This window comes from Bacillus sp. BC08, assembly GCF_054326875.1.
Genome location: NZ_JBTGPA010000028.1, coordinates 111,131 through 135,754, shown reverse-complemented (window position 1 = coordinate 135,754; position 24,624 = coordinate 111,131). Strand labels below are relative to the sequence as shown.

Below are 24,624 nucleotides of genomic sequence, written 5' to 3'. Positions count from 1 at the left end.
ACTGTTGTAATAATTGTCTCTTTTTGTCACAATATGCACGAGAAATATGTTGAAAATTATAATAAAAAGGCTGTCTAGAAAGATCTAGCAGCCTTTTTATTATAATTTTTTATGTTCATTTTTATTCGTAACACTGAGATGTTCTTGTAATGTTGTCGAAATAGTATTGACGCTTTTTTCGTTTGGAACGTAATAATAAATACCACCTATATATTTATCAGTACCTTCTACTTGCATTTTGTCCATTTTTAAATTGGAATCCATTGAATTTTTGGCAATGGTCATCATATCATCAAAAGTTAAATTTGTTTTTAAGTCTTTATCGACAGCGTCGAGTAGACCACCAATTTTATTAATGGAATTAAGAGATAGTGCTTTTTCAGCAATAGCTTCTAAAACAAGCTGTTGTCGTTGACCGCGCATGTAATCACTATCGATATGACGAGTTCTAGCTAGTGCTAATGCCTCTTCTCCATTTAAATGTTGACGTCCTTTTTTTAGATGAATAGCATCTGCTTCGTCTTTACTATTTTGTTCTGTGAATTCAACTGGAACATCGACAGTAATACCACCAAGGGAGTCGACAATTTTAATAAATGATTTAAAGTTGAATTTTACATAGTAATCAACTGGAACATCTAAAAAGTTCTCTACGGTATCAATTGTGCTATCCACACCACCGAATACGTGTGCATGTGTAATTTTATCGTATTTATCACGTGATTTAATGAAGACACGTGAGTCACGTGGAATACTGACAAGTTTAACAGATTTGTCGTTTTTATTAATTGTTGCAAGTAATAGCGCATCCGTGCGAGTTGCTTTTCCGTAATTCTTATCCCTAATCTCACTTTCATCAACACCCATAATAAGTACGGAAATGTTGTCAGTCATAGGTTTCACGGCTTTTTCACGTTTGCTGGATTTATCCCCGCGGCTCAGTTCAGAATAAGCATTACTTAATACAGACTTTGCTTTACTGTATATATGGAAGGAATACCCTCCTGCTCCAAGTGCTATAATCAGTAATGGAATAAGAAGGAACCAAAGGAGGCGTTTTTTCTTTGAGCGTCCTTTTTTGGCTCGAGTATCTTTGTTCATATCGGATTTCATCATTTTTTCTCCTTTAAAGCTATCAAAGTGTATACATCTAGAAGCACATTCAAACACATAAAAAATATTGTACGCTAAATAAAAGCGATTGTACATGTATAAAAAATAGATGTCTTGATTATTTATAAAGACATCTATTCGTTATTGTATACAAAAGATAGGGATAAGAAAATGATAAAATTTTACCTGATTACAACATAATGCTTACGATAATTGCAGATAAAATGCTAACGAGAGTAGCTCCATATAGTAATTTAAGGCCAAATCTGGCAACGACATTTCCTTGTTCTTCGTTTAATCCTTTTACCGCACCTGAAATAATGCCGATAGAAGAAAAGTTGGCAAAAGAAACGAGGAAAACAGAAATAATACCAACTGTACGAGGAGAAAGGCTATTAGAAATTTTACTAAGGTCCATCATTGCTACAAATTCATTCGTCACAAGCTTCGTTGCCATAATGCTACCAGCCGTGACAATTTCAGAACTTGGTACACCGATAAGGAATGCAATAGGCGCAAAGACGTACCCAATTAATTGCTGGAAAGTAATGCCGAATATAATGAGGAATAGGTCATTTATGCAACTCATTAATGCGACGAATCCGATGAGCATTGCACCGACAACGATTGCTACGCGAAAACCATCTAGAATGTATTCTCCAAGCATTTCAAAAAAGCTTTGCTTTTCTCCTTTAATTTCTAAAATATCCTCGTCATCTTTCACATCGTAAGGGTTAATGATGAGTACGATAATAAACCCGCTAAATAAATTGAGAACGAGTGCGGTTACTACATATTTAGGCTCGATCATTGTCATATAGGCACCTACGATAGACATAGATACGGTTGACATGGCAGAAGCGCAAAGTGTATAAAGGCGGTGTTTTGGAATTTGAGCTAATTGTTTTTTTACCGTAATAAAAACTTCTGATTGGCCGACAATGGCAGAGGCGATAGCGTTGTAAGATTCTAATTTCCCAAGGCCATTTATTTTACTAAGGAAGTAACCAATCCAATGAATAAAAAATGGTAGTATTTTGAAATGTTGTAGTATGCCAATTAAGACGGAAATGAAGACGATTGGTAATAATACAGTAAGGAAAAATGGCATTTCACCTTTATTGGCAAGCCCCCCAAATACGAAGTTTATACCATCAGCGGCATACTCGAGTAGCTTTGTAAACAGACTGGAAATGACCCGAATAAGTATGAGACCGATTTCTGTATTTAATAATAAATAGGTTAAAATTAACTGTATAATAAGCATGATGAAAATTGGTTTAAATTTAATATGTTTCTTATTGTTGCTAGCAATGTAAGCAAGGAAGAAAACAACGATAAGTCCCACGAAAAAAGTAATAAATTTCATAGTAAGCCCCCTAAAAGAGATATTCTGCTATATATGTTTTTCATTTCAAGGGAGAATATGCATCGTTGGTAAAGAAAGGAATAGAGAGAGCATGAATATATGTAGAGTGCACCACGTTGCAATTATTTGTTCGAATTATGAAGTGTCAAAAGATTTTTATACTCGGATATTAGGTTTTAAAGCGATAAATGAAGTATATAGAAAGGAACGAGATTCTTATAAGTTAGATTTATGTGTAGGGGAAGAGTATCAAATTGAATTATTTTCATTTCCAAGTCCGCCTGAGCGCCCAAGTTTCCCGGAAGCGGCTGGACTTAGACATTTAGCATTTGCTGTTACAAATATAGGAGAAGCTGTGAAACATTTAAATGAATGTGGTGTAGAGACTGAATCGATACGTATTGATGAAATAACTGGAAAGAAATTCGTCTTTTTCCAAGACCCTGATGGACTACCTTTAGAATTGTATGAGGTTTGAAATTGGTGAATTTTATATAGGGTTGCTTTTGCGTAAATGAAGAAACTAAAGTGAAACTTCTTTTTTAAAGGAGGTGTAACTTTAGCTAAGAAAGCTAAAGGGTATATGTGGATATTTTAAAATTATTGATGGTAGTCATTCTTATTGCATTAACAGGTTTTTTTGTAGCTGTTGAGTTTGCAATTATTAAGGTGCGTAGCAGTCGTATTGATCAACTCGTTAGTGAAAAACGACGAGGAGCATTGGCAGCTAAAAAAGTAACTTCAAATTTAGATGAGTATTTATCAGCATGTCAGTTAGGTATTACAATTACTGCTTTAGGGCTTGGGTGGTTAGGCGAGCCGACTATAAAACATTTACTCGAGCCGTTGTTTTTAAAACTACACTTATCTCCTGCAATTGCAAGTACAGTTTCGTTTATTATTGCCTTTGCAGTGATTACGTTTTTACATGTTGTCATTGGTGAACTTGCTCCGAAGACGCTCGCTATACAAAGGGCAGAGCAAGTTAGCTTATTATTATCGAAGCCAATTATTTACTTTTACCGAGTAATGTATCCGTTTATTTGGGCTTTAAATGGTTCAGCAAGGCTTGTAACAGGTTTATTCGGATTACATCCGGCTTCTGAACATGAAGTAGCTCATTCGGAGGAAGAATTGCGATTAATCTTATCTGAGAGTTATGAGAGTGGAGAGATTAATCAAAGGGAATTTAAATATGTAAATAATATTTTTGAATTTGATAATAGAGTCGCAAAGGAAATTATGGTACCTCGTACGGAAGTTGTAGGTTTATATGAGGACGAACCATTTGAAACACATATTAAAATAATTGCACAAGAAAAATATACGAGGTATCCCGTATTTGGTGAAGATAAAGATGAAATTATTGGGATGGTTAATGTAAAGGATTTATTTATTCGTTATATGGATGGTAATCGTGATGAGGAGTGCTCGATTACACCGTATACAAGGCCGGTTATTGAAGTACTAGAAAATATTCCTATACATGATTTGCTATTACAAATGCAAAGAAAACGAATCCCATTAGCTGTATTATATGATGAATATGGTGGTACAGCGGGGATTGTTACATTAGAAGATATTTTAGAAGAAATTGTTGGAGAAATCCGAGATGAATACGATGAAGACGAGCACCCGCCTATAGAGCATATAAGTGAAGGGTGTAAAATCGTAGAGGGAAAAGTGCTTATTAGTGAAGTAAATGATTTATTTGGCATACACTTAATCGCTGATGATGTAGATACAATTGGTGGCTGGATTATGGTACAAAAGCAAATCGTTGCTGAAGGAGATGTTATTGAAAAACACGGCTTTTCTTTTAAAGTTCTCGAAAAGGATATGCATCAAATTAAACGAGTGGAAATAAAGAAGGTAGAAGAATGATTTTCTATAAATTGTTATCCCGCTATTCGCCGAGCAGTAAGACCCCTACCTCAAAATTCAGCGAAAGCGAAGAAGTTAGGTGGGGGATGAAAAAAATCCCCACTGATTAAGGTTTCACTTTATAAAAGCTATATATAGAAAAATAAATGTTTGCGCTTTCAAAATAGGTGCTATATAGTGAAGGTGGATACTGAAAAATTCTTCTGAATGATACTCGTATTTTTAGATGGCGAATTTTTTAGATAAGGATTTAGAATGAAAAGCATAGGTGATGAAAATGATAGCAACGAAGGATATACGTATAGAAAAAGATTTTTTAGGTGAAAAGGAAGTACCGAGTGTAGCTTATTATGGTGTACAAACATTACGTGCTGTTGAAAACTTCCCGATTACAGGATATCGCATTCATCCGTCACTCATTACGGCAATGGCAATTGTGAAAAAAGCGGCGGCACTTGCAAATATGGATACTGGTTACTTAGCTAAAGATATTGGACATGAAATTGCAGAGGCAGCGCAAGAAATTGTTGATGGAAAATTCCATGATCAATTTATCGTGGATCCGATTCAAGGCGGTGCTGGAACTTCTATTAATATGAATACAAATGAAGTAATCGCTAATCGAGCGTTAGAACGTATGGGATATGAAAAAGGTGAGTATGCGAAAATTAGTCCAAACACGCATGTGAACATGGCTCAATCAACAAATGATGCGTTTCCAACAGGAATTCATATTGCAACTCTTATGATGTTAGAAGAACTTCTTATTACAATGGAAGAACTTCATGCCGCTTTTCGTGCAAAAGCAAAAGAGTTCGATCACGTCATTAAAATGGGCCGTACACATTTACAAGATGCTGTGCCGATTCGTCTTGGTCAAGAATTTGAAGCGTATAGCCGCGTGCTTGCGCGCGATATAAAAAGAATTAAACAGTCTCGCCAACATTTATATGAAGTGAATATGGGGGCGACGGCTGTTGGTACGGGATTAAATGCAAACCCTACCTACATTGAACAAGTGGTTAAACATTTACGAACATTTAGCGGATTCCCACTTGTTGGTGCAGAGCATTTAGTTGATGCAACGCAAAATACAGATGCATACACAGAAGTATCTGCAGCATTAAAAGTATGTATGATGAATATGTCTAAAATTGCGAATGACCTTCGTATTATGGCATCTGGTCCACGTGTTGGATTGGCGGAAATTCAATTACCAGCTCGTCAACCAGGTTCATCTATTATGCCGGGTAAAGTAAATCCTGTTATGGCAGAAGTAATTAATCAAGTTGCTTTCCAAGTAATTGGTAATGATCATACAATTTGCTTAGCGTCAGAAGCAGGACAACTGGAGCTCAACGTAATGGAGCCTGTGCTTGTATTTAATTTAATTCAATCTATTAGTATTATGAATAACGGATTCCGTGTATTCCGTGAATATTGTATTAAAGGAATTACAGCAAATGAAGAATTGCTAAAGCAATATGTTGAGAAAAGTGTTGGAATTATTACGGCAGTTAACCCTCATATTGGTTATGAAGCAGCATCTCGCATTGCACGTGAAGCGATTGAAACAGGAAAATCTGTTAGGGAGCTATGTTTAGAGCATGGTGTACTGACAGAAGAAGAATTGGATATTATTTTAGATCCATTCGAAATGACGCATCCTGAAATTGCTGGAGCTTCTTTACTAAAGAATAAGAAGATGTAATGTGAAAAAACACCGATCCATTTGGATCGGTGTTTTTTGTTTAAAAGATATTAAATACAGCATTTAATTGAAGTAAGCTAATAATAGCTAAGAAGATTAAACTATATTTCATCACTGTTTTAAATAGAGCAGATTCTTTACCAACTAGTCCAACTGCCGCACAAGCAACTGCTATGGATTGTGGTGAAACCATTTTTGCTATTGTGCCACCAACTACGTTTAATGCAACAAGTGTAGATGGTACGATGTTTAATTGATCGGCAGTTACTGCTTGAAGTGGTGCGAATAGTGAACCACTAGATACTACTGAACCAGTAATGAATACGCCAATCCATCCTAAGATTGGAGAAAGAATAGGGAATGCATTTCCAGTAGAAGAGAATGCAAGTCCAAGTGTAGATGACATACCAGAGTAGTTCTCTACGTAAGCTAAAGCGATAACGCTACAAATTGTATATACTGGAACCTTTAATTCTTTTATTGTTTCAATCATTAATTCTTTAATCATTTTGCCGTTTACACGGTAGACGATAAGTGAAACGATAATTGCTAATACAATCGCAGTAGTTGTAGAAGAGAATACATCTAGTTTGAAAATCGCTGCGAAAGGTGTATCAGCTTTTGTGATCGGTGCAGTTTTAATAACTTGATTATGAAGACCAGGGAATTGAATGTTAAATACTAAGTTTGCTAATGGACCATCCGGAGCAAATAAAGCTTTAATTGGTTTTAAATTAAAGATTGTTACAAATGCAGTTAAGAATACGAATGGAGACCAAGCATATAAAATTTGATTGAATGTATGAGATTCTTTTTCTTCTTGTTTTTCTTCTTTAGCAGAAGATTTTGGTTGCCAAACACGTAAGAATAATGCAAGAGCGACCATACTTACGACTGCTGCGAAAATATTAGTAAGTTCAGCGCCTAAGAAGTAAGTTACAACAAACTGAGTAATTGCGAAAGAAACACCACTTACAAGAATACCTTGCCAAGTCTCTTTAATGCCTTTAAATCCATCTACCATTGAAACAAGTAAGAACGGTAAAACAATGCTAATGAATGGCAAAATGTAAACTGCTTGACGACCGACAGTTAATGCATCTATTCCAGTTAATTGTGCAGGTACTGTAACTGGAATACCCATAGCCCCCATAGCACCACCAGCGATATTAGCTACTAAGCAAATACCCGCTGCTTTTAATGGATTAAAGCCCATACCTACAAGTAATGCAGCTGTAATAGCAACCGGAACACCGAAACCAGCTGCGCCTTCTAAGAAAGCGCCGAAAGAATAAGCGATTAATAATACTTGTAAACGTTGATCATTTGTAATACTTGAAATACTATCACGAATAACATTGAATTGTTCTGTTTTAACAGTTAATTTGTAAAGGAAGATAGCTGCGATAACGATAGTACAAATTGGATAAAATCCAGATAAAACACCAAATCCGGCAGATGCTACTGCTGCAGTTGTAGGCATTTTATAAACAAATATAGCAAGAATAATAGCAACAATTACACTGTAAAGACCAGCCATGTAACCTTTCATTTTGAATCCCACTAAACAAATAATGAAGCAAAAAATTGGAAGTGCTGCGATGAGTGCAGATAACCAAATATTGTTTAATGGGTCATAAATTTGTGTCCAAGTACTCATAATAATGACAACTCCTATCTATTTTATGTGAAGAAATTCACATTATTTGTGAAACTATTCACAATCAACTTACATGCTTAGTATATTCTCCTTCAACACTATTGTCAACGTAAAAAAGTATAATTATTCCATAATAGTGTTAAAAGAAATACTTTGTTCATAAAGTAGACAAAAAACACACTCGAGCCTATTTGAGTGTGCTTTATAAAGTAAAGCTTTATCCCGCATTCGCAAAAATTTGAAATAGGATTCATATTGTCCACTAATAGCAGGATAAATTATTTGCATATTCTTTTCCCTTAGTTGTTTCTATATTATTGATCCTATAGCTCTATAGTAGAGGCCGTCTTTGTGTCGAATATGAAAGGGTGTTGTAATACTTAAGATTTGCTAGTTGTGCATTTAATAGGAAGTAGTTCATCACAGTTCAAGCTATTGAATACGAATTTAAAAAGAAATAAGTTAATTTTTAATGTTACAGTATCTCTTTTTACTGAAAATTCCTTTTAGCATAACAAAGAGGTTAAATATAACCCAAATACGTTACGATAGGTTATCAATTATAGACGGTATTTTACAATATCATTACTATACGTTGCAAAGAGGTGAAAATATAACAAAAAGCCTGATAAAACAACGTTTGCAAGCAAAGTATTTGGAGCCGGTTGTTTTGCTTTTTCGTTATATCATATAGTATAATATTCAAAATCAGCAAGGAATTTTTCCTGAATTCTTTACTGATAAAGGTGGAAAAAATTTTCAGCTTTATAGGTTGATAAAGTTATGTCGTAACAGGAAATATAAGAACAGATATATAAATAAATAAAAAGAAAATAAAAACGAAAATGAGGGGAACTTTATGAGCCAAAATCAATTCGAATGTCGTATTTCAGAAGAAGATGTACAAATGTTAAGAGCGTTAGCGCATCCGTTGCGTCTACGTCTAGTAATGGAACTAATGCAACGTGGAACTTGTAATGTAACACAATTACAGGAAGTATTAGAAATTCCACAATCAACAGTTTCGCAACATTTAACGAAATTAAAACAAAATAAAGTAGTGCGCTTTGAAAGACGAGGATTAGAAGTGTATTATCAAATTCATAATGATAAAGTAAGTGAAGTTGTAAAAACATTATTTTCTTAAAATTTGAATATTATGGAAAAAGACGTGTGGGATATACGTCTTTTTTTATTTGTCAGAAAGGTAATAGAAGAGAAAATGTTAGCGTGTAAGGAAGAAAAGGTTATCAATTAACATGCTGCTATATGGAATATATTCTAAAGAGAAAAGAAAAGATAGAAAGGAGTGTAGTAAGGAAAAGGAGGAATAGTAGTATGGATGTAAAACGTGTGAAACAAATTTTATCTTCTTCAAGTAGAATTGACGTTACATATGAGGGCGTCCCAGTATGGATTGAGAGCTGTGACGAGCAGAGTGGAGTTGCTCAAGTGTATGATGTATCTAATCCTGGAGAAAGCGTTCACGTGAATGTGACGGCTTTAGAGGAGAAATGATAAAAAAGACGCTTCTAATTTTAGAAGCGTCTTTTCGAGTGTTATTCCATCATACTCGCAACTTTTTTAGAGAAGAGAAGGAGTACAAGTCCTAAGACGATAACGATAATACCGATACTTGCAAATACTTCAAGGTAGCCTAATGATTGTGTAAAGGAAGCAAGTTTACCTGCTAACCAGTTAGCCATACCCGTACCAGCTAACCATACCCCCATTAGTAATGATGCTAATTTTACAGGAGCGATTGCACTTACCATTGATAGACCGATTGGTGATAAGAATAACTCACCAATTGTATGGAAGAGATAAGTGATAACGATGAATAATAAGTTCGCTTTTACAGTTATATCTGCTTCACTACTTCCAGTTTTTAGAACTGCTAATGTTAAAACAAGGTAACCTATACCTAGTAAAATCATACCTAATGCCATTTTTGTTGGTACTTTTAAATCACCGCGTTTTGTTTTAGAAAGTTTTAACCATAGCATAGATACGAATGGTGCAAGTAGTACGATGAATGCTGGGTTAACTGATTGGAACCAAGATGTTGGAACTTCCCAACCGAAAATTGTACGATCAACAAATTTATTTGTATAAAGTGTTAGAGAACTACCAGCTTGTTCAAATCCTGCCCAGAAGAACACTACGAAACAAGTTAAAATTACAATTGCCCAAGTACGATTTTTCTCTTGTTTTGTTAAAGGTTTCTTTTCAACTGCAGGTTGATTTTTTGACTTTTTACCGACAACTGTTGTTCCTGCTTTACCAAGGTAACGAGGAGCTAATAAGTTGAAAACAATTTGTCCAATAATCATACCGATACAAGCTGCTAAGAATCCGTATTTATATCCCATTACAATAACGCCATTAGCGCTTGTTTTAAAGAAATCTTCTGCTAAAAATCCACAAATAAGTGGAGCAAAGAAAGCACCTACGTTAATACCCATATAGAAGATAGTAAATGCACTGTCACGACGTGAATCATTTTCACCATACAATTCACCTAACAGTGTGGAAATATTTGGTTTGAAGAATCCATTACCAATAACTAATAGTATTAATCCAAGGAATAGTCCTGTTTTTGTATTCATTGAGAATAGTACAAAGTTACCGATTGCCATAATAATTCCGCCGAGAGTAATGGCATGACGTCTTGTGATATAGTGATCCGTTAGCCATCCGCCTATAATTGGCATGAAATATACTGCCGCTGTAAAAGTACCATATAATTGCACTGCGACTGCCTTATCAAATCCTAACCCACCACTAACAGCAGCAGTTGTTAAATAAAGAACTAAAAGGCCACGCATTCCATAATAACTAAATCTTTCCCACATTTCTGTTAAGAACAACAAGTACAACCCTGGTGGATGTTTTTTTGGTGATTGTTGCTCTCCAGCTTTGTCTAATTTTAAAGCTGCATCCATTTTTGTTTCCCCCTAATCCTGTATAACGGATATTTATGTAATCATTTTAATTTACAAAATATTTAGAAGTCAATAGAATTATATGGAAATAGAAAGAAAATTTCTAAAAAGGTTCTATTTTTCTTCGACCGTTACTGTATTTTGCCCTGAAAATGAGATGATAAGCGTTTTCAAATGTAATAATTGAATTCTAAAAGAAAATAAAATAGTGATTAATCAGAAAATTTAGATTAAAATATTTATTCTGATATAGAGAAAATATATTTTATTTACTTTTATAATATAACATATTGGGAATAAAAATACAAAATGAAATAATGTGACATTTAAGTGAATTGAAAAAACAACTCCCTCTGTTGGAGGGAGTTGTTTTATTTAGCAAAGCGTTTTTCGATATCATCTAATAGTAGGTTAGCAGCCATTACACCACCAGCTGTATTCCAAATAACATCGTCAACTTTGTATGCTTTATTATTTTTCACTGCATTTAAATTTTTAAATAGAGGATCATTGATATATTCTTTTTCTAATTCAGAACCTTTTTTCTCGTTGCCTTTATCGAATGTGAAGTAGAATAATACATCGCCATCCATTGCTGAAATACGTTCTTTAGAAACGTTACGTTCTGCAAAGTCCTCTTTATTTTGATCACCAGGACGTTTAAACCCAAGTTCTTTTAAAATAACACCAGAGAATGTATCACCGTGATAAATACGAACATCACCAGGCATGAAGCGAACCATAGAGATTTCTTGATTTACTTTATCGCCTAGTTTAGCTTTTAATTCTTTCATACTTTTATCGTAATCAGCTAAAACCTTTTGACCTTCTTTTTCTTTATTTAATGCTTTTGCATAAAATTTGAAGTTATCTTTCCATTCACCACGTAGCGTTTCAGAGAACACAGTAGGTGCAATTGCTGTTAGTTGCTCGTACACTTTTTCATGACGCATTTTGTTACCGATAATTAAGTCTGGTTTTAAAGATGCGATTGTTTCCACGTTCACTTGTCCTTCATCACCAACAACTTTTACATCTTTCATTTTATCTTTAATATGTGGATACCAAGGATCACCAGTCCAAGATTTTACAGCCCCAACTGGTTTCACACCTAGTTCAAGTAAAGCTTCAGTTCCTTCATTTGTTAAAATAACTACACGTTTTGGATTCGCAGGAACTTCTGTTTTACCCATTGCATGTTCAACTGTAATCATTTCTTTTTTCGTATCTTCTTTTGTTTCCTCTTTCGTATTTGATTTTCCACAAGCACTTAAAAGTAATGAAAAGGCTAGTAAAAATACAAATACTGTAAACGATTTCTTTCGTGTTAAATTCATTATGTACCCCCTACATACTGAGAATTTTTTTCAATAGCAAGCATGATAATAATACTTCATGGTCCAATTGTCAATGAAAATAATTCTCAATATCGTTGACAATGAGAATTAAGTTGAAATACACTTACAACGTATCATTATACATTGAAGGGGAAACGCTGCATGTTATTAAAAACAAATCAAGCAAAATGGATTGGATTATTTGTTGGAATCGTTGCGGTTGTTATTTGTATTTGGGGAAGTATTATTTTCGGATATACAAATACGAGCTGGAAATTAGCGTTAGATGCTTTTTTTCATTTTAATGGTTCCAATGAACATATTATTATTCAAAATGTGCGTCTACCAAGGGCATTAATTGCAGCTAGTGTTGGTGCTAGTTTAGCCATTGCAGGTTGTCTTATGCAAACTTTAACGAAGAATCCACTTGCCTCTCCAGATTTTATTGGATTAAATTCAGGTGCTGCGTTTTTCATAGTTGTAGCAATTGTTATTTTTTCCGTGACATCATTATCGGCTTTCACGTGGATTGCCTTTTTAGGGGCAGCAGTTGCAGCTGTACTTGTATTTGCTTCTAGTTCTTTAGGAAAAGAAGGGACAACGCCTCTTAAGTTAACATTAGCAGGGGTCGCAATTAGTGCGTTATTTTCATCATTAACACAAGGATTACTTGTGTTAAATGAAAAAGCGCTTGAAGAGGTATTATTTTGGCTTGCCGGATCTGTGCAAGGAAGAAAGTTAGAAATTTTACAATCTGTATTGCCGTATTTATTAGTAGGCTGGGTCGCATCTATTATGATGGCAGGGAAAGTAAATACATTAATGATGGGGGAAGACGTTGCAAAAGGACTTGGACAACGAACGATTTTAATGAAATCATTCGTACTTTTTATTATTGTTCTGTTGTCTGGTGGTTCAGTTGCGGTCGCTGGTCCAATTGGATTTATTGGTATTGTTACTCCGCATTTTGCCAGATTTCTAGTTGGAGTAGATCATAGGTGGAGAGTACCGTATAGCGGGTTGTTAGGTGCAATACTATTAATCTTAGCTGATATAGCAGCAAGATATGTCATTATGCCACAAGAAGTACCAGTAGGGGTTATGACAGCATTTATTGGGGCACCATTCTTTATTTATATTGCACGTAAGAGAGGGCTTAGCAAATGAAGAAGTATATTCCGTTTCGTATAGGAAAAGGCGGGCTCTCGTTTTTAATGTATAAACGAGCTTGTCTCGTCTTATTCAGTTTACTAGTTGTTTTAATAGGATTATTTTTTGCGAGTGCAGGTATGGGAGACATGAAAATTGCTCCTTATGATGTATGGCAAGCGATTACTGGAAATGGCGATGCGATGTCAAATATGGTTGTAAATAAGTTTCGTATGCCGCGTATTTTGATTGCTATCCTTGTAGGAATCGCACTTGCTGTAGCAGGATGTATTTTACAAGGTCTCGTTCGAAATCCACTGGCTTCACCTGATATCATAGGGATTACAGGTGGTGCCAGTGTAGCAGTTGTATTATTTTTAGCTCTATTTAGTGATAAAAATAATGCGCTAACTGTAAGCATTCATTATATGCCGTTAGCAGCCTTTGCTGGGGCTACAATTGTAGCGCTTTTTGTATATTTATTCGCATGGAGAAATGATGGATTATCACCGATTAGTCTTGTTTTAATTGGTGTTGGGTTTTGGGCATTGACGAAAGCAGCAACGACTTTGTTTATGTTGTTAGCGCCAATTTATCAAGCGAGCCAAGCGAATGTATGGATTACAGGTACTGTTTACGGTTCTTCATGGCAAAACGTTATGGTACTTGCGCCGTGGGTTCTCATTTTAACGATAATATCATTTATAGCTGCTAGACATTTAAATGCTCAGGAGCTAGGGGATGATATTGCGGTAGGACTTGGTGTTCCTTTAACGAAGTCACGCGTATTCATGTTATTACTGAGTACAGCTTTAATTGGTGGAGCAGTTGCTTTCGCCGGAGGAATTGGATTTGTCGGTTTAATGGCGCCTCATATTTCACGAAGACTAGTTGGTTCTTTATACGGTGCATTACTCCCAGTTGCGGCGATTGTTGGTGCAATTTTAGTACTTGCTGCAGATTTAATTGGGCGTACAGTTTTCACACCACTTGAAATTCCAGCAGGGGTATTTACATCAGCAATTGGTGCACCTTATTTTATTTATTTACTTTATAAAAGTCGGAACTCATAAAGGGAGATGAATATGCAAAAAGCATTGGAGACGAAACGTTTGACGCTGTCTTATGGTGAAGCAATTATTATTGATGAGCTGAATTTAGAAATTCCAAAAGGCGAAATTACAATCTTTATCGGTTCTAACGGTTGCGGAAAATCAACTTTATTACGTTCACTAGCTAGATTATTAAAGCCAACAACTGGTGATATTTTGTTAGATAATCAAGCAATTCAAAGTATGCAAACGAAGCAAATCGCTCGTCAAATGGCAATTTTACCGCAAGGACCGCAAGCACCAGAAGGGCTTACAGTATTGCAACTTGTAAAACAAGGACGCTATCCATATCAAACGTGGCTGAAGCAATGGTCAGAAAAAGATGAGGAAATGGTACAAAAAGCCCTTGCAGCAACAGGTATGACAGAGTTTGCTGAGCGTGATGTGCATGCTCTTTCAGGTGGACAACGTCAACGTGCTTGGATTGCAATGACGCTTGCACAAGATACAGATATTATTTTACTGGATGAGCCTACTACGTATTTAGATATGACTCACCAAATTGAAGTGCTAGATTTATTATTCGAATTAAATGAAACAGAACAAAGAACAATTGTTATGGTATTACACGATTTAAATTTAGCATGCCGCTATGCAGACAATATTGTAGCCATTCAAGATAAACAAATATATGCACAAGGTAAGCCGGAAGAAGTAGTTGATGAGAAGCTAGTACGTGATGTATTCCGGATGGAGTGTCAAATCAGTACGGATCCACTATTTGGGACGCCACTTTGTATCCCGCATGGAAAAGGAAGACGTGTACGTAAAGAGGTTGTTCAGGCAATGAGATAATGAAAAAAGACGATGAGGATTCATCGTCTTTTTTATTTTCTACAAGAAAATAAGAGGAAGAGGGGAATTCGTAAACGTCGTTCATATTCTTCTTCGCTCTGAAAATAATTTTGATTGGGTGTAGCTTCTTTTATGTTTGTGATTGTAAATCCGGCTTGTTGTAACAATGTAAAATATTCTTCTGTTGTACGATGATATTTAATAACTTCTTGATCAATCCAAGGTTCAACGCGTTTCCCCATTTTAAAATAATCATCGACGAGCCAGCTTGTTCTTTTTCCGCTCGTTTGCAAGCTTTCAAATGAAGAGGTAATAACAGGGTGTTGAACACTAAAAGTAAATGATAGATTTCTTGTAATGAATCATATATAATCTAGAATTGTAAGCGGTTACTTTAAACTATTTTTCTATAATAAATTCTGAAAACGTGTTAAGCTAGTAGAGGGATTATTGGAACTATTAAGACAATAATTCGCTTATATGAACGATGGGAGGCTTCACAATGTCTAGTAAAACACTTGCGAAATTTTTAGAAGAAAATTTAGAGGATTTAAAATCAAAGGGGCTTTATAACGTAATTGATCCGCTTGAGAGTTCAAATGGACCGATCATTACAATTGGCGGAAAAGAATATATTAACTTATCTTCAAACAACTATCTTGGATTAGCAACAGATAGCCGTTTGCAAGAAGCAGCAATTGGTGCTATTCATAAGTACGGCGTTGGAGCAGGAGCTGTTCGTACAATTAACGGTACTTTAGATTTGCATATTAAATTAGAGGAAACAATTGCAAAGTTTAAACATACAGAAGCAGCAATTGCTTACCAATCAGGATTTAACTGTAATATGGCAGCGATTTCAGCCGTTATGGATAAAAATGATGCGATTCTTTCAGACGAATTAAACCATGCTTCTATTATTGATGGTAGTCGTCTATCAAAAGCAAAAATTATTGTTTATAAGCATTCTGATATGGAAGATTTACGCCAAAAAGCAATCGCGGCGAAAGAATCAGGTCTTTACAATAAATTAATGGTAATTACAGACGGTGTCTTCTCAATGGATGGGGATGTTGCAAAACTACCAGAAATTGTTGAGATTGCAGAAGAATTAGATTTAATGACATATGTAGACGATGCACACGGTTCAGGCGTACTTGGAAAAGGTGCAGGAACTGTAAAGCACTTCGGTCTATCTGATAAAGTTGATTTCCAAATTGGTACATTATCAAAAGCAATTGGGGTAATTGGTGGGTATGTAGCAGGGAAACAAAACTTAATTGACTGGTTAAAAGTTCGTTCACGTCCATTCTTATTCTCTACAGCATTAACACCAGCTGATGCAGCTGCATGTATGCGATCCATTGAAATTTTAATGGAAAGCACAGAGCTACATGATCGTTTATGGGAAAATGGCCGTTATTTAAAACAAGGGTTAAAAGAACTTGGCTTTAACATCGGAGAAAGTGAAACGCCAATTACACCTTGTATTATTGGTGACGAAGTGTTAACACAAGAATTTAGTAAACGTCTAAATGAAGAAGGCGTATACGCAAAATCTATCGTGTTCCCAACTGTAGCTAAGGGAACAGGACGCGTTCGTAATATGCCTACAGCAGCTCATACGAAAGAAATGTTAGATGAAGCAATTCGTAAGTATGAAAAAGTAGGAAAAGAAATGGGCATCATTTAAGTAAGGGCATCTTTTGAATAGCTTGCAAATGAGGAGTGGGGAAAATGAAAAAAATTCTAGTAACCGGTTCTTTAGGGCAAATTGGTTCTGAATTAGTAATGAAACTTCGTGATGTATACGGTGCATCAAATGTTATTGCAACAGATATTCGTGAAACAGATAGTGAAGTAGTAACGTCTGGTCCATTTGAAACGTTAGATGTAACAGATGGACAAAAACTACATGATATCGCAAAGCGTAATGAAGTAGATACAATTATTCATTTAGCAGCTTTACTTTCAGCAACAGCAGAAAAAAATCCATTATTTGCATGGAATTTAAATATGGGCGGACTTGTAAATGCATTAGAAGCAGCTCGTGAATTAAACTGTAAATTCTTCACGCCAAGTTCTATCGGTGCATTCGGTCCATCAACGCCGAAAGATAATACGCCACAAGATACAATTCAGCGTCCTACTACGATGTATGGGGTAAACAAAGTAGCAGGAGAATTATTATGTGATTATTATCATCAAAAGTTTGGCGTTGATACGCGCGGTGTACGTTTCCCAGGTTTAATTTCTTATGTAGCTCCTCCAGGAGGCGGAACAACTGATTATGCAGTTGAAATTTATTATGAGGCGATAAAAAAAGGCACATACACCTCATACATTGCAGAAGGAACATACATGGATATGATGTATATGCCAGATGCTCTACAAGCGATCATTTCATTAATGGAAGCTGATCCAAGTAAACTTGTGCATAGAAACGCGTTCAATATTACAGCAATGAGCTTTGAGCCAGAGCAAATCGCGGCATCCATCCGTAAACACATTCCGACGTTTACGATGGATTACGCTGTAGATCCTGCTCGTCAAACAATTGCTGATAGCTGGCCAAACTCTATTGATGCAACAGCAGCAACGAACGAGTGGGGCTTTAAAGCAGAATATGATTTAGACAAAATGACAACGGATATGTTGGCTAAGTTAAAAAAAAAGCTCACAGCTGAGTTAGTGACGAATTAATAGGAAGGGTCGATTCTTAGGAATCGACCCTTTTGTTTGTATTTTAGGAATATACAAATAATTACAAGTGTGATAGAATGAGTTAATTTGTGCATAAAGGGGAGAGATACAATGGAGAAATGGGAGCTAGCAAAGGAAATTTACAATACGTCACGTTTAACGGGAACAATTAAACTTCGATCAGGACAAGTATCAACTCAATACTTTGATAAGTACTTATTTGAATCTAATCCAGTACTGTTATTAGAAATTGCTAAACAGTTGAAAGAGCTCATTCCTCCTGATACAGAAGTACTCGCAGGTTTAGAAATGGGAGGAATTCCAGTAGCAACAGCATTATCTTTACAAACAGGTATACCAGTTGTATTTGTAAGAAAAGAGGCAAAGAAGTACGGTACATGTAAGTTAGCAGAAGGCGTTGCTATTACTGGGAAAAATGTTTGTGTTGTTGAGGATGTTATTACGACAGGTGGTCAAATATTAGTAAGCACGAAAGATTTAAGAGAATTAGGTGCGAAAGTCCATCATGTTCTAGGTGTAATTGAACGAACGAAAGAGGGAAAAGAAAACTTATTAGAAGATGGCTTACAACTACATTCTTTATTTACAATGGATGAGTTAATTGAAGGAGAAAAGGAACATGCAAAGAGTTGACGTCGTATATGCACTCATACATGATGAAGAAGCAGATAGAATATTAATGGTACATAATGCAGAACAAAATGTTTGGTCATTGCCAGGTGGAGCAGTTGAAAAAGGTGAAATATTAGAAGAAGCACTAATAAGAGAAGTGAAAGAAGAGACAGGTTTAACAGCCGTGGCAGGTGGACTTGTTGCGATCAATGAAAAATTCTTTGAAGCATCAGGAAATCATGCGATACTATTTACATTCCGAGCCAATGTAGTAAAAGGTGAACTGATTGCGAAAGATGAAGAAGAAATTTCTGCAATAGAGTGGGTAGATCGAACGATCGCAAATGAACGATTCCCATTCTACGATGGAGGATTCGGGGCATTATTAGAAGTAGCCATTCCATACAAGTTTCAACCAGAAACAAAGTGATTGAAAGAAAAAAACAGGAGCGACAACGCTCCTGTTTTTCTATTCAATCGTCTTCAGTAGTAATTTTTTCAATAGTGGTTTAATCTTCAGGCGTAAATCTTCAGCATGATTTGCAACTAAGAAGTGATGGTTATAAATGTTCTTCATTAATTGATAAGTTGCTTCTTTTGCTTCGCCTTCTTCGATGAAAATTCCGATTACTTCCATACCACTTTTACGAGCAAGTTTGACAGCTTCATGCGTATCTAAAATACCGTCTTGTTGATAGTCTAGCGCAGAAGGCTCACCGTCTGTAAAGACAAGTAAGAATTTATGCTTTTCTGGTCTTTTTGCAAGCTTTTCAGAAACGATACGAATAATATATCCGTCACGGTTATCTTCTTCTTCGCGAAGCTGCATAATTTCTGGACCGACGTTTGGTAACGTTGAGTTTTTATACGTTACAACTTCATGGATAACGTTCGGCTTATCTTCAGGCTTAGCACTAGAAGCATCTTCCCAAAATCCGCTAATAGCGTGCGGGATTTTTAAAGATTTCAACGCTTCATGGAATAGGACCACACTCTTTTTCGTTTCTTCCATTTTGTTATACATAGAACCAGAGCAGTCCACTAGTAGTTGGAATGCAACGTCAAGTTCTTGTGATTCTTGTCCTTTTTTATAAAACATACGCGGCTGCTTTTCAGTATAAATACGAAGGAATTTCTTACGAAGTCTTCCGTAATATTTATCACTATTTGCATTCGTTTTATTTTCAATCGTTTTTTCGATAATTTTCTTTAATTCTTTTACATCTTTATTAACGACTGATTTGATAGCTTGGTAATCTTTTTTCTCATCGGTATTTGCTTTGCGAGCTTCTTTAAATGTATGAGAAGCACCTACATTATACTTGCCGTATGCACCCTCGTTTTGGCTAGAAGCGTGTGAAGCTCTTGCTTCTTCTGTATCAGCGCCATCAAAGTTGGATTGTGTACTCTTTTGAGAAGTACCTTGTACAGAACCAAGTGCTTGGTCACCATCTTCTGATTCACGAGCAGTGTCACCCATCATATTTGTTTTTGTTCCGCTTTCTAATTCAAAGCGTAAAAAGTTCTCGTTTTCATTGTTTTTATTTTCACGATGCCATGTCGAGAAACTTTCATCCATTTTGTTTTTGTTTTCATCGTCATCTATGAGCTGCGTATCATCATTTGCTAAATCTTCAACACGACAGTTCTTTTCGTCTGCAATGACAGATAAATAAAGCGGAGCATGTCCGAAATAATTGTTCAGCATATCACTTTCAAGAAGTCCTTCTAAACGATAGCGAATTTTTTCAACGATATACATAATGTCCTCTGTATTACGAGCTTGGAATGTTTCATGCAAAATTGCTTCAATTTGCTCGAAATATTCATTATTAAACATTTCATATTTATCGCTCGTTAATGAAAGATAGCAGAGACAAAATAGACGATCACCGTGATAGTTACGAACACGATTGATTTCATTTTGTGAACCAAAGTAATTGCGATACATTTCTTTTCTTCTTTTAAAAACATGCTTTGTGCCAGGGCGTAAGTTTTTTACGATTTCCTCAACACGTAAATCTTCTAATAGAACAAATAATTGTGTTAAAAACTTTTTTAAGGGTGATTCTTGTAATTCAATCGCATAAGAACGAATTAAAGTCATGTCCGAGTAATGTTTATTACCAAGTGCCTTTAAAAACACTTCGCTTTTTAATCCGATTACTGTATCCTCTTCTTTTCGATCATCCCAAAAGTGACTAATGACAACCTTTTTTTCAATTTCGTCGTAGTATGCTTTATAGCCATACTCAAGGTAGGCATCATCTTCTTTTAGAAGAGCATACATTAAGTTTTCCATTTGTAGAAACAGCGACGCATCAATTTTTTTGTCACTAAAAATTTGTCTCATGAATTATCCCTCAAAGAAATAACTTTCTGCTAATTCACGGACAGTCATTTGTTCTGTTTCATCGTTTAATTTTGCGATAATACTACGTTCGATTGCGCGCATAACAGGAATATATACACCTAAATCACATGCGTCGATAATGCCGCGAATACTTGCTGCCTCTTCACTTACACGTCCATCACGAGCTAAAGGCATAAGATCGCTTGCAAATGCAACGAACTTTTCAATTGTTGCAACATCATTTAATTTTGATTCAGCTAATAATAGTTCTTTTAATGTATCACCTTGAATGTAAGGAACTTCAATAATAACGAAACGGTTTTTTAATGCTTCGTTTAGTTCACTTGTACCAACGTAACCTTCATTAATTGCCGCAATTACACGATACTCCTCATCACCATATACAACTTCTTGTGTAAACGGGTTAGTAATCATTTTACGGTAATCTAACGCACCGTGAAGAAGTGGTAACGTTTCAGGTTTTGCCATATTGATTTCATCAATATATAAGAAATGACCGCTCTTCATTGCTTTCATAAGAGGACCGTTAACAAATGTAACTTCAGATGCGCCATCTTTTGTTTGTAGCGTGTTGTATCCTAAAATACCTTCTACATCTAGGTCGACAGAACAGTTAATGCTATGCATTGGTTTTTGGAATAAAGAAGAAAGAGTTTCCGCTAGTACTGTTTTACCACTACCAGTTGGTCCTTTTAATAGAATGTTTTTGCCAAGAAGAAGTGCTGTAATAGCATCTTCAATAATGCTGTTATCAGATGCTTTATATATTTTCTTTCCAATTAAATGTGCATTTTCACCAGCTTCTTGTTTATTCTTTTCGTGAATGGTTGAGAGCTGTTGTTTTAAATCAGCATGTATATGAAATTGTTCTAACATGTATTTCCCACCTAACATTATTTTCATAAAGTAATACATCTTATGATAACTTGTTTTAATATGGTATGCAAAGAAAAGGAGAGAGGGGAAATGGAAAAGAAAAAGCAATCAATAGTACATTGATTGCTTACAGTAAAGGAGAAATGAGTCGCATAAAAGACTCTAATATTCTTTTTTTGATACTTCTTTTTTGGAATGCGTTCCATTTAATTTCAGTGGAATGCTTAAAGTCCTCTTCAAAATCACGTTTAATATTATGAACGGTTTCTGATTCATAAAGTACGCTAATAAGTTCGTAATTTAATTCAAAGCTACGTACGTCCATATTTGCTGTTCCGATTGTCGCGATTTTATCATCAACGAGTACAATTTTTGCATGCATAAAACCATCTTTATAACTATAAATGGAGGCACCAGCTTTTAAAAGTGGGGTGAAGTAGGATTGTGATGCTTGATCACTAATAATACTATCACTTTTACCAGGATATAAAATGCGTACATCTATGCCAGATATTGCACTTAAACGTAATAATGTTAAGGTTTCTTGATCTGGAATAAAGTATGGTGTAGCAATCCAAATCGATTTTTTTGCAGATCCCATAACGGCTAATAATGTATTACGAATGCTTTTATCATCTGAGCTTGGTCCGCTCGCTACAATTTGCACAGCACCTTCTGCATTTGAAATTTCTTTGCCTGGGAAGTATTGTCTATTCATAAATTGATCCCAAGAATAGTTGTTTAAACCACTAGAGGCATAGAGCCAGTCTTCTAGAAAAATTGCTTGTAATTTATATAGTGCTTTTCCTTCTATTTTTAAATGACTATCACGCCAAACGGGAAATTTTTTTGAACGACCAAGATATTCATCACCGACGTTGAGTCCACCGGTAAAACCAATTTCTCCATCTACAATAATGATTTTTCGATGGTTACGATAATTGACAGTTTCAAGTAACCAAGCTGAAAAAATAGGGTCAAATTCAACAATTTCAATTCCAGCTTCTTTCATAGGTTGTAAAAATCTTCTTCTTAAAGTATTACTTCCGAGTCCATCATAAAGGAATCGTACAATAATACCATCTTTTGCTTTTTTTATTAAAGCATCTCGAACTTTTGTACCAATCTCATCAGATTTATAAATATAGTATTGAATATGTATGTGATGTTTTGCTTGGTCGATGGCTTGCAAAATTTCTGAGAATGTTTGATCCCCGTTTGTTAAAAGCTTTGTCGTCGTTCTATCTGCGGCAGGTCCGCCTCCAAATTTTTGTACGACTTCTGTTAAATGTATAGAACGTTCATGTAAGGGGACTGTGAGTGATAATTCTAGTCGTCTTCCTTCTAATATTTCACGGAATAATTTTCTTTGTTCTTCTGAACGATGGAGATGTTTTTTTCTTCTCCAACGGCTACGACCGAAAATAGAGTATAAAAGCACTCCTATAACGGGAAGAAGTGCTAATACTAAAAACCACGCTAAGGTGCTTTGAGGAGACCTATTTTCGATAAAAATAACGAATGAAATTCCTACGATTGTAATAGACCATAGGGCACCGACAAATGTATATAAAGAAATAAACGATGTATTTAATAGGAAAAGAACGATAGATATAATTAAAAATATTGATAATAATTGAACGATAGGCTTCTTCATTTTTATAAAATTCCTCTAATCTTTCTTAAATATAAACTTCTTATATAAAGTGAAACTTTAATCAGTGGGGGGTTTCTTCACCCCCCACTGATTATTAGTTGAACCAATCGGACTTTTATGGGCAGTTGATCCCCCACCTAAATTCTTTGCTTTCGCTGCATTTTGAGGTGGGGGTCTTACTGCCCATTAAAGTGGGATAAAAAGGTATAATCCGACATTCTTATTATAAAGTGTTTTGTTTTTTTTACAAAATATAGGCAGTTTCCCCATGCTTTCCGCATTTGTCCTACATACAGTATATTGTTACGTTATTATCCCGCTATTTGCTGGTTAATAAACAGTGTAGGAGGGACAAAACCCTTGCCCCTTATATAGGAAAGGGGATAACCATATCGTGGATTTGTAGCAGGTGCATGATGAAACTTAGGATATGGTTATTCGTATTACGTGGTTTCTTCTTATTATATAGATTATTAACAAGGTCCGTACTATTCATATAATACCTATTAAGATGAGAAAATGGAAAAGGAGAGAGGAAACATGAATTATATAGACAATAATGGATTGTATTATCGTCATAATCACGGAGGGCACCATCATCATAATCATGGAGGACACCATCATAATGGCGGACACAATCACCATGATCATCACCACCATCACGGTGGCGGATGGGGCTGGGGTGGAGGCTCATGGGGCGGTGGATTTTTCCCTGGAAGTTTTGCTGGAGGCATGTTAGGCGGACTTACAGCTGGTGCATTAACGGGTGCAGCAGGTGGAGGCTACTATCCAGCACCGTACCCAGTAGCTTATCCAGCGCCATACCCAGCACCATATCCAACGCCATATCCAGGTTATCAGCAAATGCCATATCCGTATTAAACGAAAAAAAGAGGCTACCCTCTTTTTTTCGTTTAATAAAGTATATATTTATAAAATACTTCCAAAATAAAGGTGAAAATATGTTAATATTTTATTATTGTAATTCAAAAACATATATACTAATTTTAATTTTTATATTATTATTCGTGAATAGTTGTATAGTGTGCTCAAACTTCTATTTTGCTGGTAAAGCAAAGAAGTTAAACTTGAGCGGGATTAGTAGGAAACAGTGGTTGTATGGAGCTAGCTATAAAGGAATGTAAGAGAATGAATAAGGTATAATAAAGTAAGCTAATTATAACGATCAGAAACTACTATTTATAATTGAAACGGTATTATATTGCTTTTTAGTACAAATAATATTATGTTATTTTAATCGGCATATTTCAAAACGTGATTTATGTAAAGGACGATTATTAGGAAA

Annotated in this window: 21 protein-coding genes and 1 pseudogene; 13 read left to right on the top strand and 9 right to left on the bottom strand. The window is 35.4% G+C overall.

Annotated elements, in window-relative coordinates; translation table 11 throughout:
• Positions 1–99: 99 nt before the first annotated feature.
• Together ACXVYO_RS09295 and ACXVYO_RS09290 are read right to left on the bottom strand one after the other, a co-directional pair.
• Positions 100–1,116, bottom strand: a complete 1,017-nt coding sequence (locus ACXVYO_RS09295; RefSeq protein WP_458466799.1) for an LCP family protein — start codon at positions 1,114–1,116, stop codon at positions 100–102.
• A gap of 187 nt (positions 1,117–1,303) precedes the next feature.
• Positions 1,304–2,482, bottom strand: a complete 1,179-nt coding sequence (locus ACXVYO_RS09290; RefSeq protein WP_063261605.1) for a NupC/NupG family nucleoside CNT transporter — start codon at positions 2,480–2,482, stop codon at positions 1,304–1,306.
• A 91-nt stretch (positions 2,483–2,573) separates the two neighbouring features.
• Between ACXVYO_RS09290 and gloA2 the strand changes: the two genes are divergently transcribed.
• The 3 genes from gloA2 (at position 2,574) to aspA (ending at position 6,077) form a co-directional block, all read left to right on the top strand.
• Positions 2,574–2,960 (top strand): SMU1112c/YaeR family gloxylase I-like metalloprotein, encoded by a 387-nt coding sequence (gloA2, locus tag ACXVYO_RS09285; protein ID WP_097820157.1) that lies wholly within the window; start codon positions 2,574–2,576, stop codon positions 2,958–2,960.
• A gap of 107 nt (positions 2,961–3,067) precedes the next feature.
• Complete coding sequence (locus ACXVYO_RS09280) at positions 3,068–4,366, top strand: hemolysin family protein (protein ID WP_458466798.1); 1,299 nt, start codon at positions 3,068–3,070, stop codon at positions 4,364–4,366.
• 277 nt (positions 4,367–4,643) lie between these two features.
• On the top strand, positions 4,644–6,077 hold the full coding sequence (gene aspA / locus ACXVYO_RS09275) for an aspartate ammonia-lyase (protein ID WP_458466797.1): 1,434 nt from the start codon (positions 4,644–4,646) through the stop codon (positions 6,075–6,077).
• A gap of 40 nt (positions 6,078–6,117) precedes the next feature.
• On the opposite strand, the gene ACXVYO_RS09270 is transcribed toward aspA, so the two are convergent.
• On the bottom strand, positions 6,118–7,737 hold the full coding sequence (locus ACXVYO_RS09270; RefSeq protein ID WP_458466796.1) for a lactate permease LctP family transporter: 1,620 nt from the start codon (positions 7,735–7,737) through the stop codon (positions 6,118–6,120).
• Positions 7,738–8,596: 859 nt separating this feature from the next.
• On the opposite strand from ACXVYO_RS09270, the gene ACXVYO_RS09265 reads away from it, so the two are divergent.
• Positions 8,597–8,884 (top strand): ArsR/SmtB family transcription factor, encoded by a 288-nt coding sequence (locus tag ACXVYO_RS09265; protein ID WP_000081429.1) that lies wholly within the window; start codon positions 8,597–8,599, stop codon positions 8,882–8,884.
• Between the two features lie 191 nt (positions 8,885–9,075).
• On the top strand, positions 9,076–9,255 hold the full coding sequence (locus ACXVYO_RS09260) for an acid-soluble spore protein H (RefSeq protein WP_000382683.1): 180 nt from the start codon (positions 9,076–9,078) through the stop codon (positions 9,253–9,255).
• 41 nt (positions 9,256–9,296) lie between these two features.
• Here the strand turns inward: ACXVYO_RS09260 and ACXVYO_RS09255 are convergent, their stop codons facing one another.
• Together ACXVYO_RS09255 and ACXVYO_RS09250 are read right to left on the bottom strand one after the other, a co-directional pair.
• A complete protein-coding gene (locus ACXVYO_RS09255) occupies positions 9,297–10,682 on the bottom strand; it encodes a peptide MFS transporter (RefSeq protein WP_097820153.1) in 1,386 nt (461 codons plus the stop codon).
• Between the two features lie 371 nt (positions 10,683–11,053).
• On the bottom strand, positions 11,054–12,019 hold the full coding sequence (locus tag ACXVYO_RS09250; protein ID WP_270341959.1) for an ABC transporter substrate-binding protein: 966 nt from the start codon (positions 12,017–12,019) through the stop codon (positions 11,054–11,056).
• Between the two features lie 162 nt (positions 12,020–12,181).
• Between ACXVYO_RS09250 and ACXVYO_RS09245 the strand changes: the two genes are divergently transcribed.
• From ACXVYO_RS09245 to ACXVYO_RS09235, 3 genes are read left to right on the top strand one after another with little or no spacing between them, the layout of a single operon-like run.
• Positions 12,182–13,186, top strand: a complete 1,005-nt coding sequence (locus ACXVYO_RS09245) for a FecCD family ABC transporter permease (protein ID WP_458466795.1) — start codon at positions 12,182–12,184, stop codon at positions 13,184–13,186.
• On the top strand, positions 13,183–14,241 hold the full coding sequence (locus ACXVYO_RS09240; RefSeq protein ID WP_063261597.1) for a FecCD family ABC transporter permease: 1,059 nt from the start codon (positions 13,183–13,185) through the stop codon (positions 14,239–14,241). Before ACXVYO_RS09245 ends, ACXVYO_RS09240 begins: the two co-directional genes overlap by 4 nt.
• Before the next feature lie 12 nt (positions 14,242–14,253).
• On the top strand, positions 14,254–15,075 hold the full coding sequence (locus ACXVYO_RS09235; protein ID WP_048562869.1) for an ABC transporter ATP-binding protein: 822 nt from the start codon (positions 14,254–14,256) through the stop codon (positions 15,073–15,075).
• A 32-nt stretch (positions 15,076–15,107) separates the two neighbouring features.
• Here ACXVYO_RS09235 and ACXVYO_RS09230 read toward each other — a convergent pair.
• Positions 15,108–15,425: pseudogene (locus ACXVYO_RS09230) on the bottom strand (SAM-dependent methyltransferase); the annotation flags it as partial.
• 152 nt (positions 15,426–15,577) lie between these two features.
• On the opposite strand from ACXVYO_RS09230, the gene ACXVYO_RS09225 reads away from it, so the two are divergent.
• The 4 genes from ACXVYO_RS09225 to ACXVYO_RS09210 all read left to right on the top strand — a co-directional run bounded on the left by ACXVYO_RS09225 (position 15,578) and on the right by ACXVYO_RS09210 (position 18,841).
• Positions 15,578–16,768 (top strand): glycine C-acetyltransferase, encoded by a 1,191-nt coding sequence (locus ACXVYO_RS09225; RefSeq protein WP_000095906.1) that lies wholly within the window; start codon positions 15,578–15,580, stop codon positions 16,766–16,768.
• A 44-nt stretch (positions 16,769–16,812) separates the two neighbouring features.
• Positions 16,813–17,778, top strand: coding sequence for an L-threonine 3-dehydrogenase (locus tag ACXVYO_RS09220; protein ID WP_458466794.1), 966 nt, complete (start codon positions 16,813–16,815; stop codon positions 17,776–17,778).
• 111 nt (positions 17,779–17,889) lie between these two features.
• Complete coding sequence (gene pyrE / locus ACXVYO_RS09215; protein WP_458466793.1) at positions 17,890–18,432, top strand: orotate phosphoribosyltransferase; 543 nt, start codon at positions 17,890–17,892, stop codon at positions 18,430–18,432.
• Complete coding sequence (locus ACXVYO_RS09210) at positions 18,419–18,841, top strand: NUDIX hydrolase (protein ID WP_458466792.1); 423 nt, start codon at positions 18,419–18,421, stop codon at positions 18,839–18,841. The genes pyrE and ACXVYO_RS09210 overlap by 14 nt, the downstream gene beginning before the upstream one ends.
• A 39-nt stretch (positions 18,842–18,880) precedes the next feature.
• Here ACXVYO_RS09210 and ACXVYO_RS09205 read toward each other — a convergent pair whose 3' ends face one another.
• The 3 genes from ACXVYO_RS09205 to ACXVYO_RS09195 form a co-directional block, all read right to left on the bottom strand.
• A complete protein-coding gene (locus tag ACXVYO_RS09205) occupies positions 18,881–20,764 on the bottom strand; it encodes a vWA domain-containing protein (protein ID WP_242242611.1) in 1,884 nt (627 codons plus the stop codon).
• 3 nt (positions 20,765–20,767) lie between these two features.
• On the bottom strand, positions 20,768–21,661 hold the full coding sequence (locus ACXVYO_RS09200; protein ID WP_458466791.1) for an ATP-binding protein: 894 nt from the start codon (positions 21,659–21,661) through the stop codon (positions 20,768–20,770).
• Positions 21,662–21,788: 127 nt separating this feature from the next.
• Positions 21,789–23,318: a cardiolipin synthase gene (locus ACXVYO_RS09195; protein WP_458466790.1), complete on the bottom strand. Its 1,530-nt coding sequence runs from the start codon at positions 23,316–23,318 to the stop codon at positions 21,789–21,791.
• 540 nt (positions 23,319–23,858) lie between these two features.
• Here ACXVYO_RS09195 and ACXVYO_RS09190 point away from each other — a divergent pair.
• Positions 23,859–24,200, top strand: coding sequence for a cobalt transporter (locus tag ACXVYO_RS09190; RefSeq protein ID WP_458466789.1), 342 nt, complete (start codon positions 23,859–23,861; stop codon positions 24,198–24,200).
• Positions 24,201–24,624 lie beyond the last annotated feature (424 nt).

Coding starts and splice junctions, on each gene's coding strand:
- ACXVYO_RS09295 (WP_458466799.1), bottom strand. CDS start 1,116: ATGATGAAATCCGATATGAACAAAGATACTCGAGCCAAAAAAGGACGC.
- ACXVYO_RS09290 (WP_063261605.1), bottom strand. CDS start 2,482: ATGAAATTTATTACTTTTTTCGTGGGACTTATCGTTGTTTTCTTCCTT.
- gloA2 (WP_097820157.1), top strand. CDS start 2,574: ATGAATATATGTAGAGTGCACCACGTTGCAATTATTTGTTCGAATTAT.
- aspA (WP_458466797.1), top strand. CDS start 4,644: ATGATAGCAACGAAGGATATACGTATAGAAAAAGATTTTTTAGGTGAA.
- ACXVYO_RS09270 (WP_458466796.1), bottom strand. CDS start 7,737: ATGAGTACTTGGACACAAATTTATGACCCATTAAACAATATTTGGTTA.
- ACXVYO_RS09265 (WP_000081429.1), top strand. CDS start 8,597: ATGAGCCAAAATCAATTCGAATGTCGTATTTCAGAAGAAGATGTACAA.
- ACXVYO_RS09260 (WP_000382683.1), top strand. CDS start 9,076: ATGGATGTAAAACGTGTGAAACAAATTTTATCTTCTTCAAGTAGAATT.
- ACXVYO_RS09255 (WP_097820153.1), bottom strand. CDS start 10,682: ATGGATGCAGCTTTAAAATTAGACAAAGCTGGAGAGCAACAATCACCA.
- ACXVYO_RS09250 (WP_270341959.1), bottom strand. CDS start 12,019: ATGAATTTAACACGAAAGAAATCGTTTACAGTATTTGTATTTTTACTA.
- ACXVYO_RS09245 (WP_458466795.1), top strand. CDS start 12,182: ATGTTATTAAAAACAAATCAAGCAAAATGGATTGGATTATTTGTTGGA.
- ACXVYO_RS09240 (WP_063261597.1), top strand. CDS start 13,183: ATGAAGAAGTATATTCCGTTTCGTATAGGAAAAGGCGGGCTCTCGTTT.
- ACXVYO_RS09235 (WP_048562869.1), top strand. CDS start 14,254: ATGCAAAAAGCATTGGAGACGAAACGTTTGACGCTGTCTTATGGTGAA.
- ACXVYO_RS09225 (WP_000095906.1), top strand. CDS start 15,578: ATGTCTAGTAAAACACTTGCGAAATTTTTAGAAGAAAATTTAGAGGAT.
- ACXVYO_RS09220 (WP_458466794.1), top strand. CDS start 16,813: ATGAAAAAAATTCTAGTAACCGGTTCTTTAGGGCAAATTGGTTCTGAA.
- pyrE (WP_458466793.1), top strand. CDS start 17,890: ATGGAGAAATGGGAGCTAGCAAAGGAAATTTACAATACGTCACGTTTA.
- ACXVYO_RS09210 (WP_458466792.1), top strand. CDS start 18,419: ATGCAAAGAGTTGACGTCGTATATGCACTCATACATGATGAAGAAGCA.
- ACXVYO_RS09205 (WP_242242611.1), bottom strand. CDS start 20,764: ATGAGACAAATTTTTAGTGACAAAAAAATTGATGCGTCGCTGTTTCTA.
- ACXVYO_RS09200 (WP_458466791.1), bottom strand. CDS start 21,661: ATGTTAGAACAATTTCATATACATGCTGATTTAAAACAACAGCTCTCA.
- ACXVYO_RS09195 (WP_458466790.1), bottom strand. CDS start 23,318: ATGAAGAAGCCTATCGTTCAATTATTATCAATATTTTTAATTATATCT.
- ACXVYO_RS09190 (WP_458466789.1), top strand. CDS start 23,859: ATGAATTATATAGACAATAATGGATTGTATTATCGTCATAATCACGGA.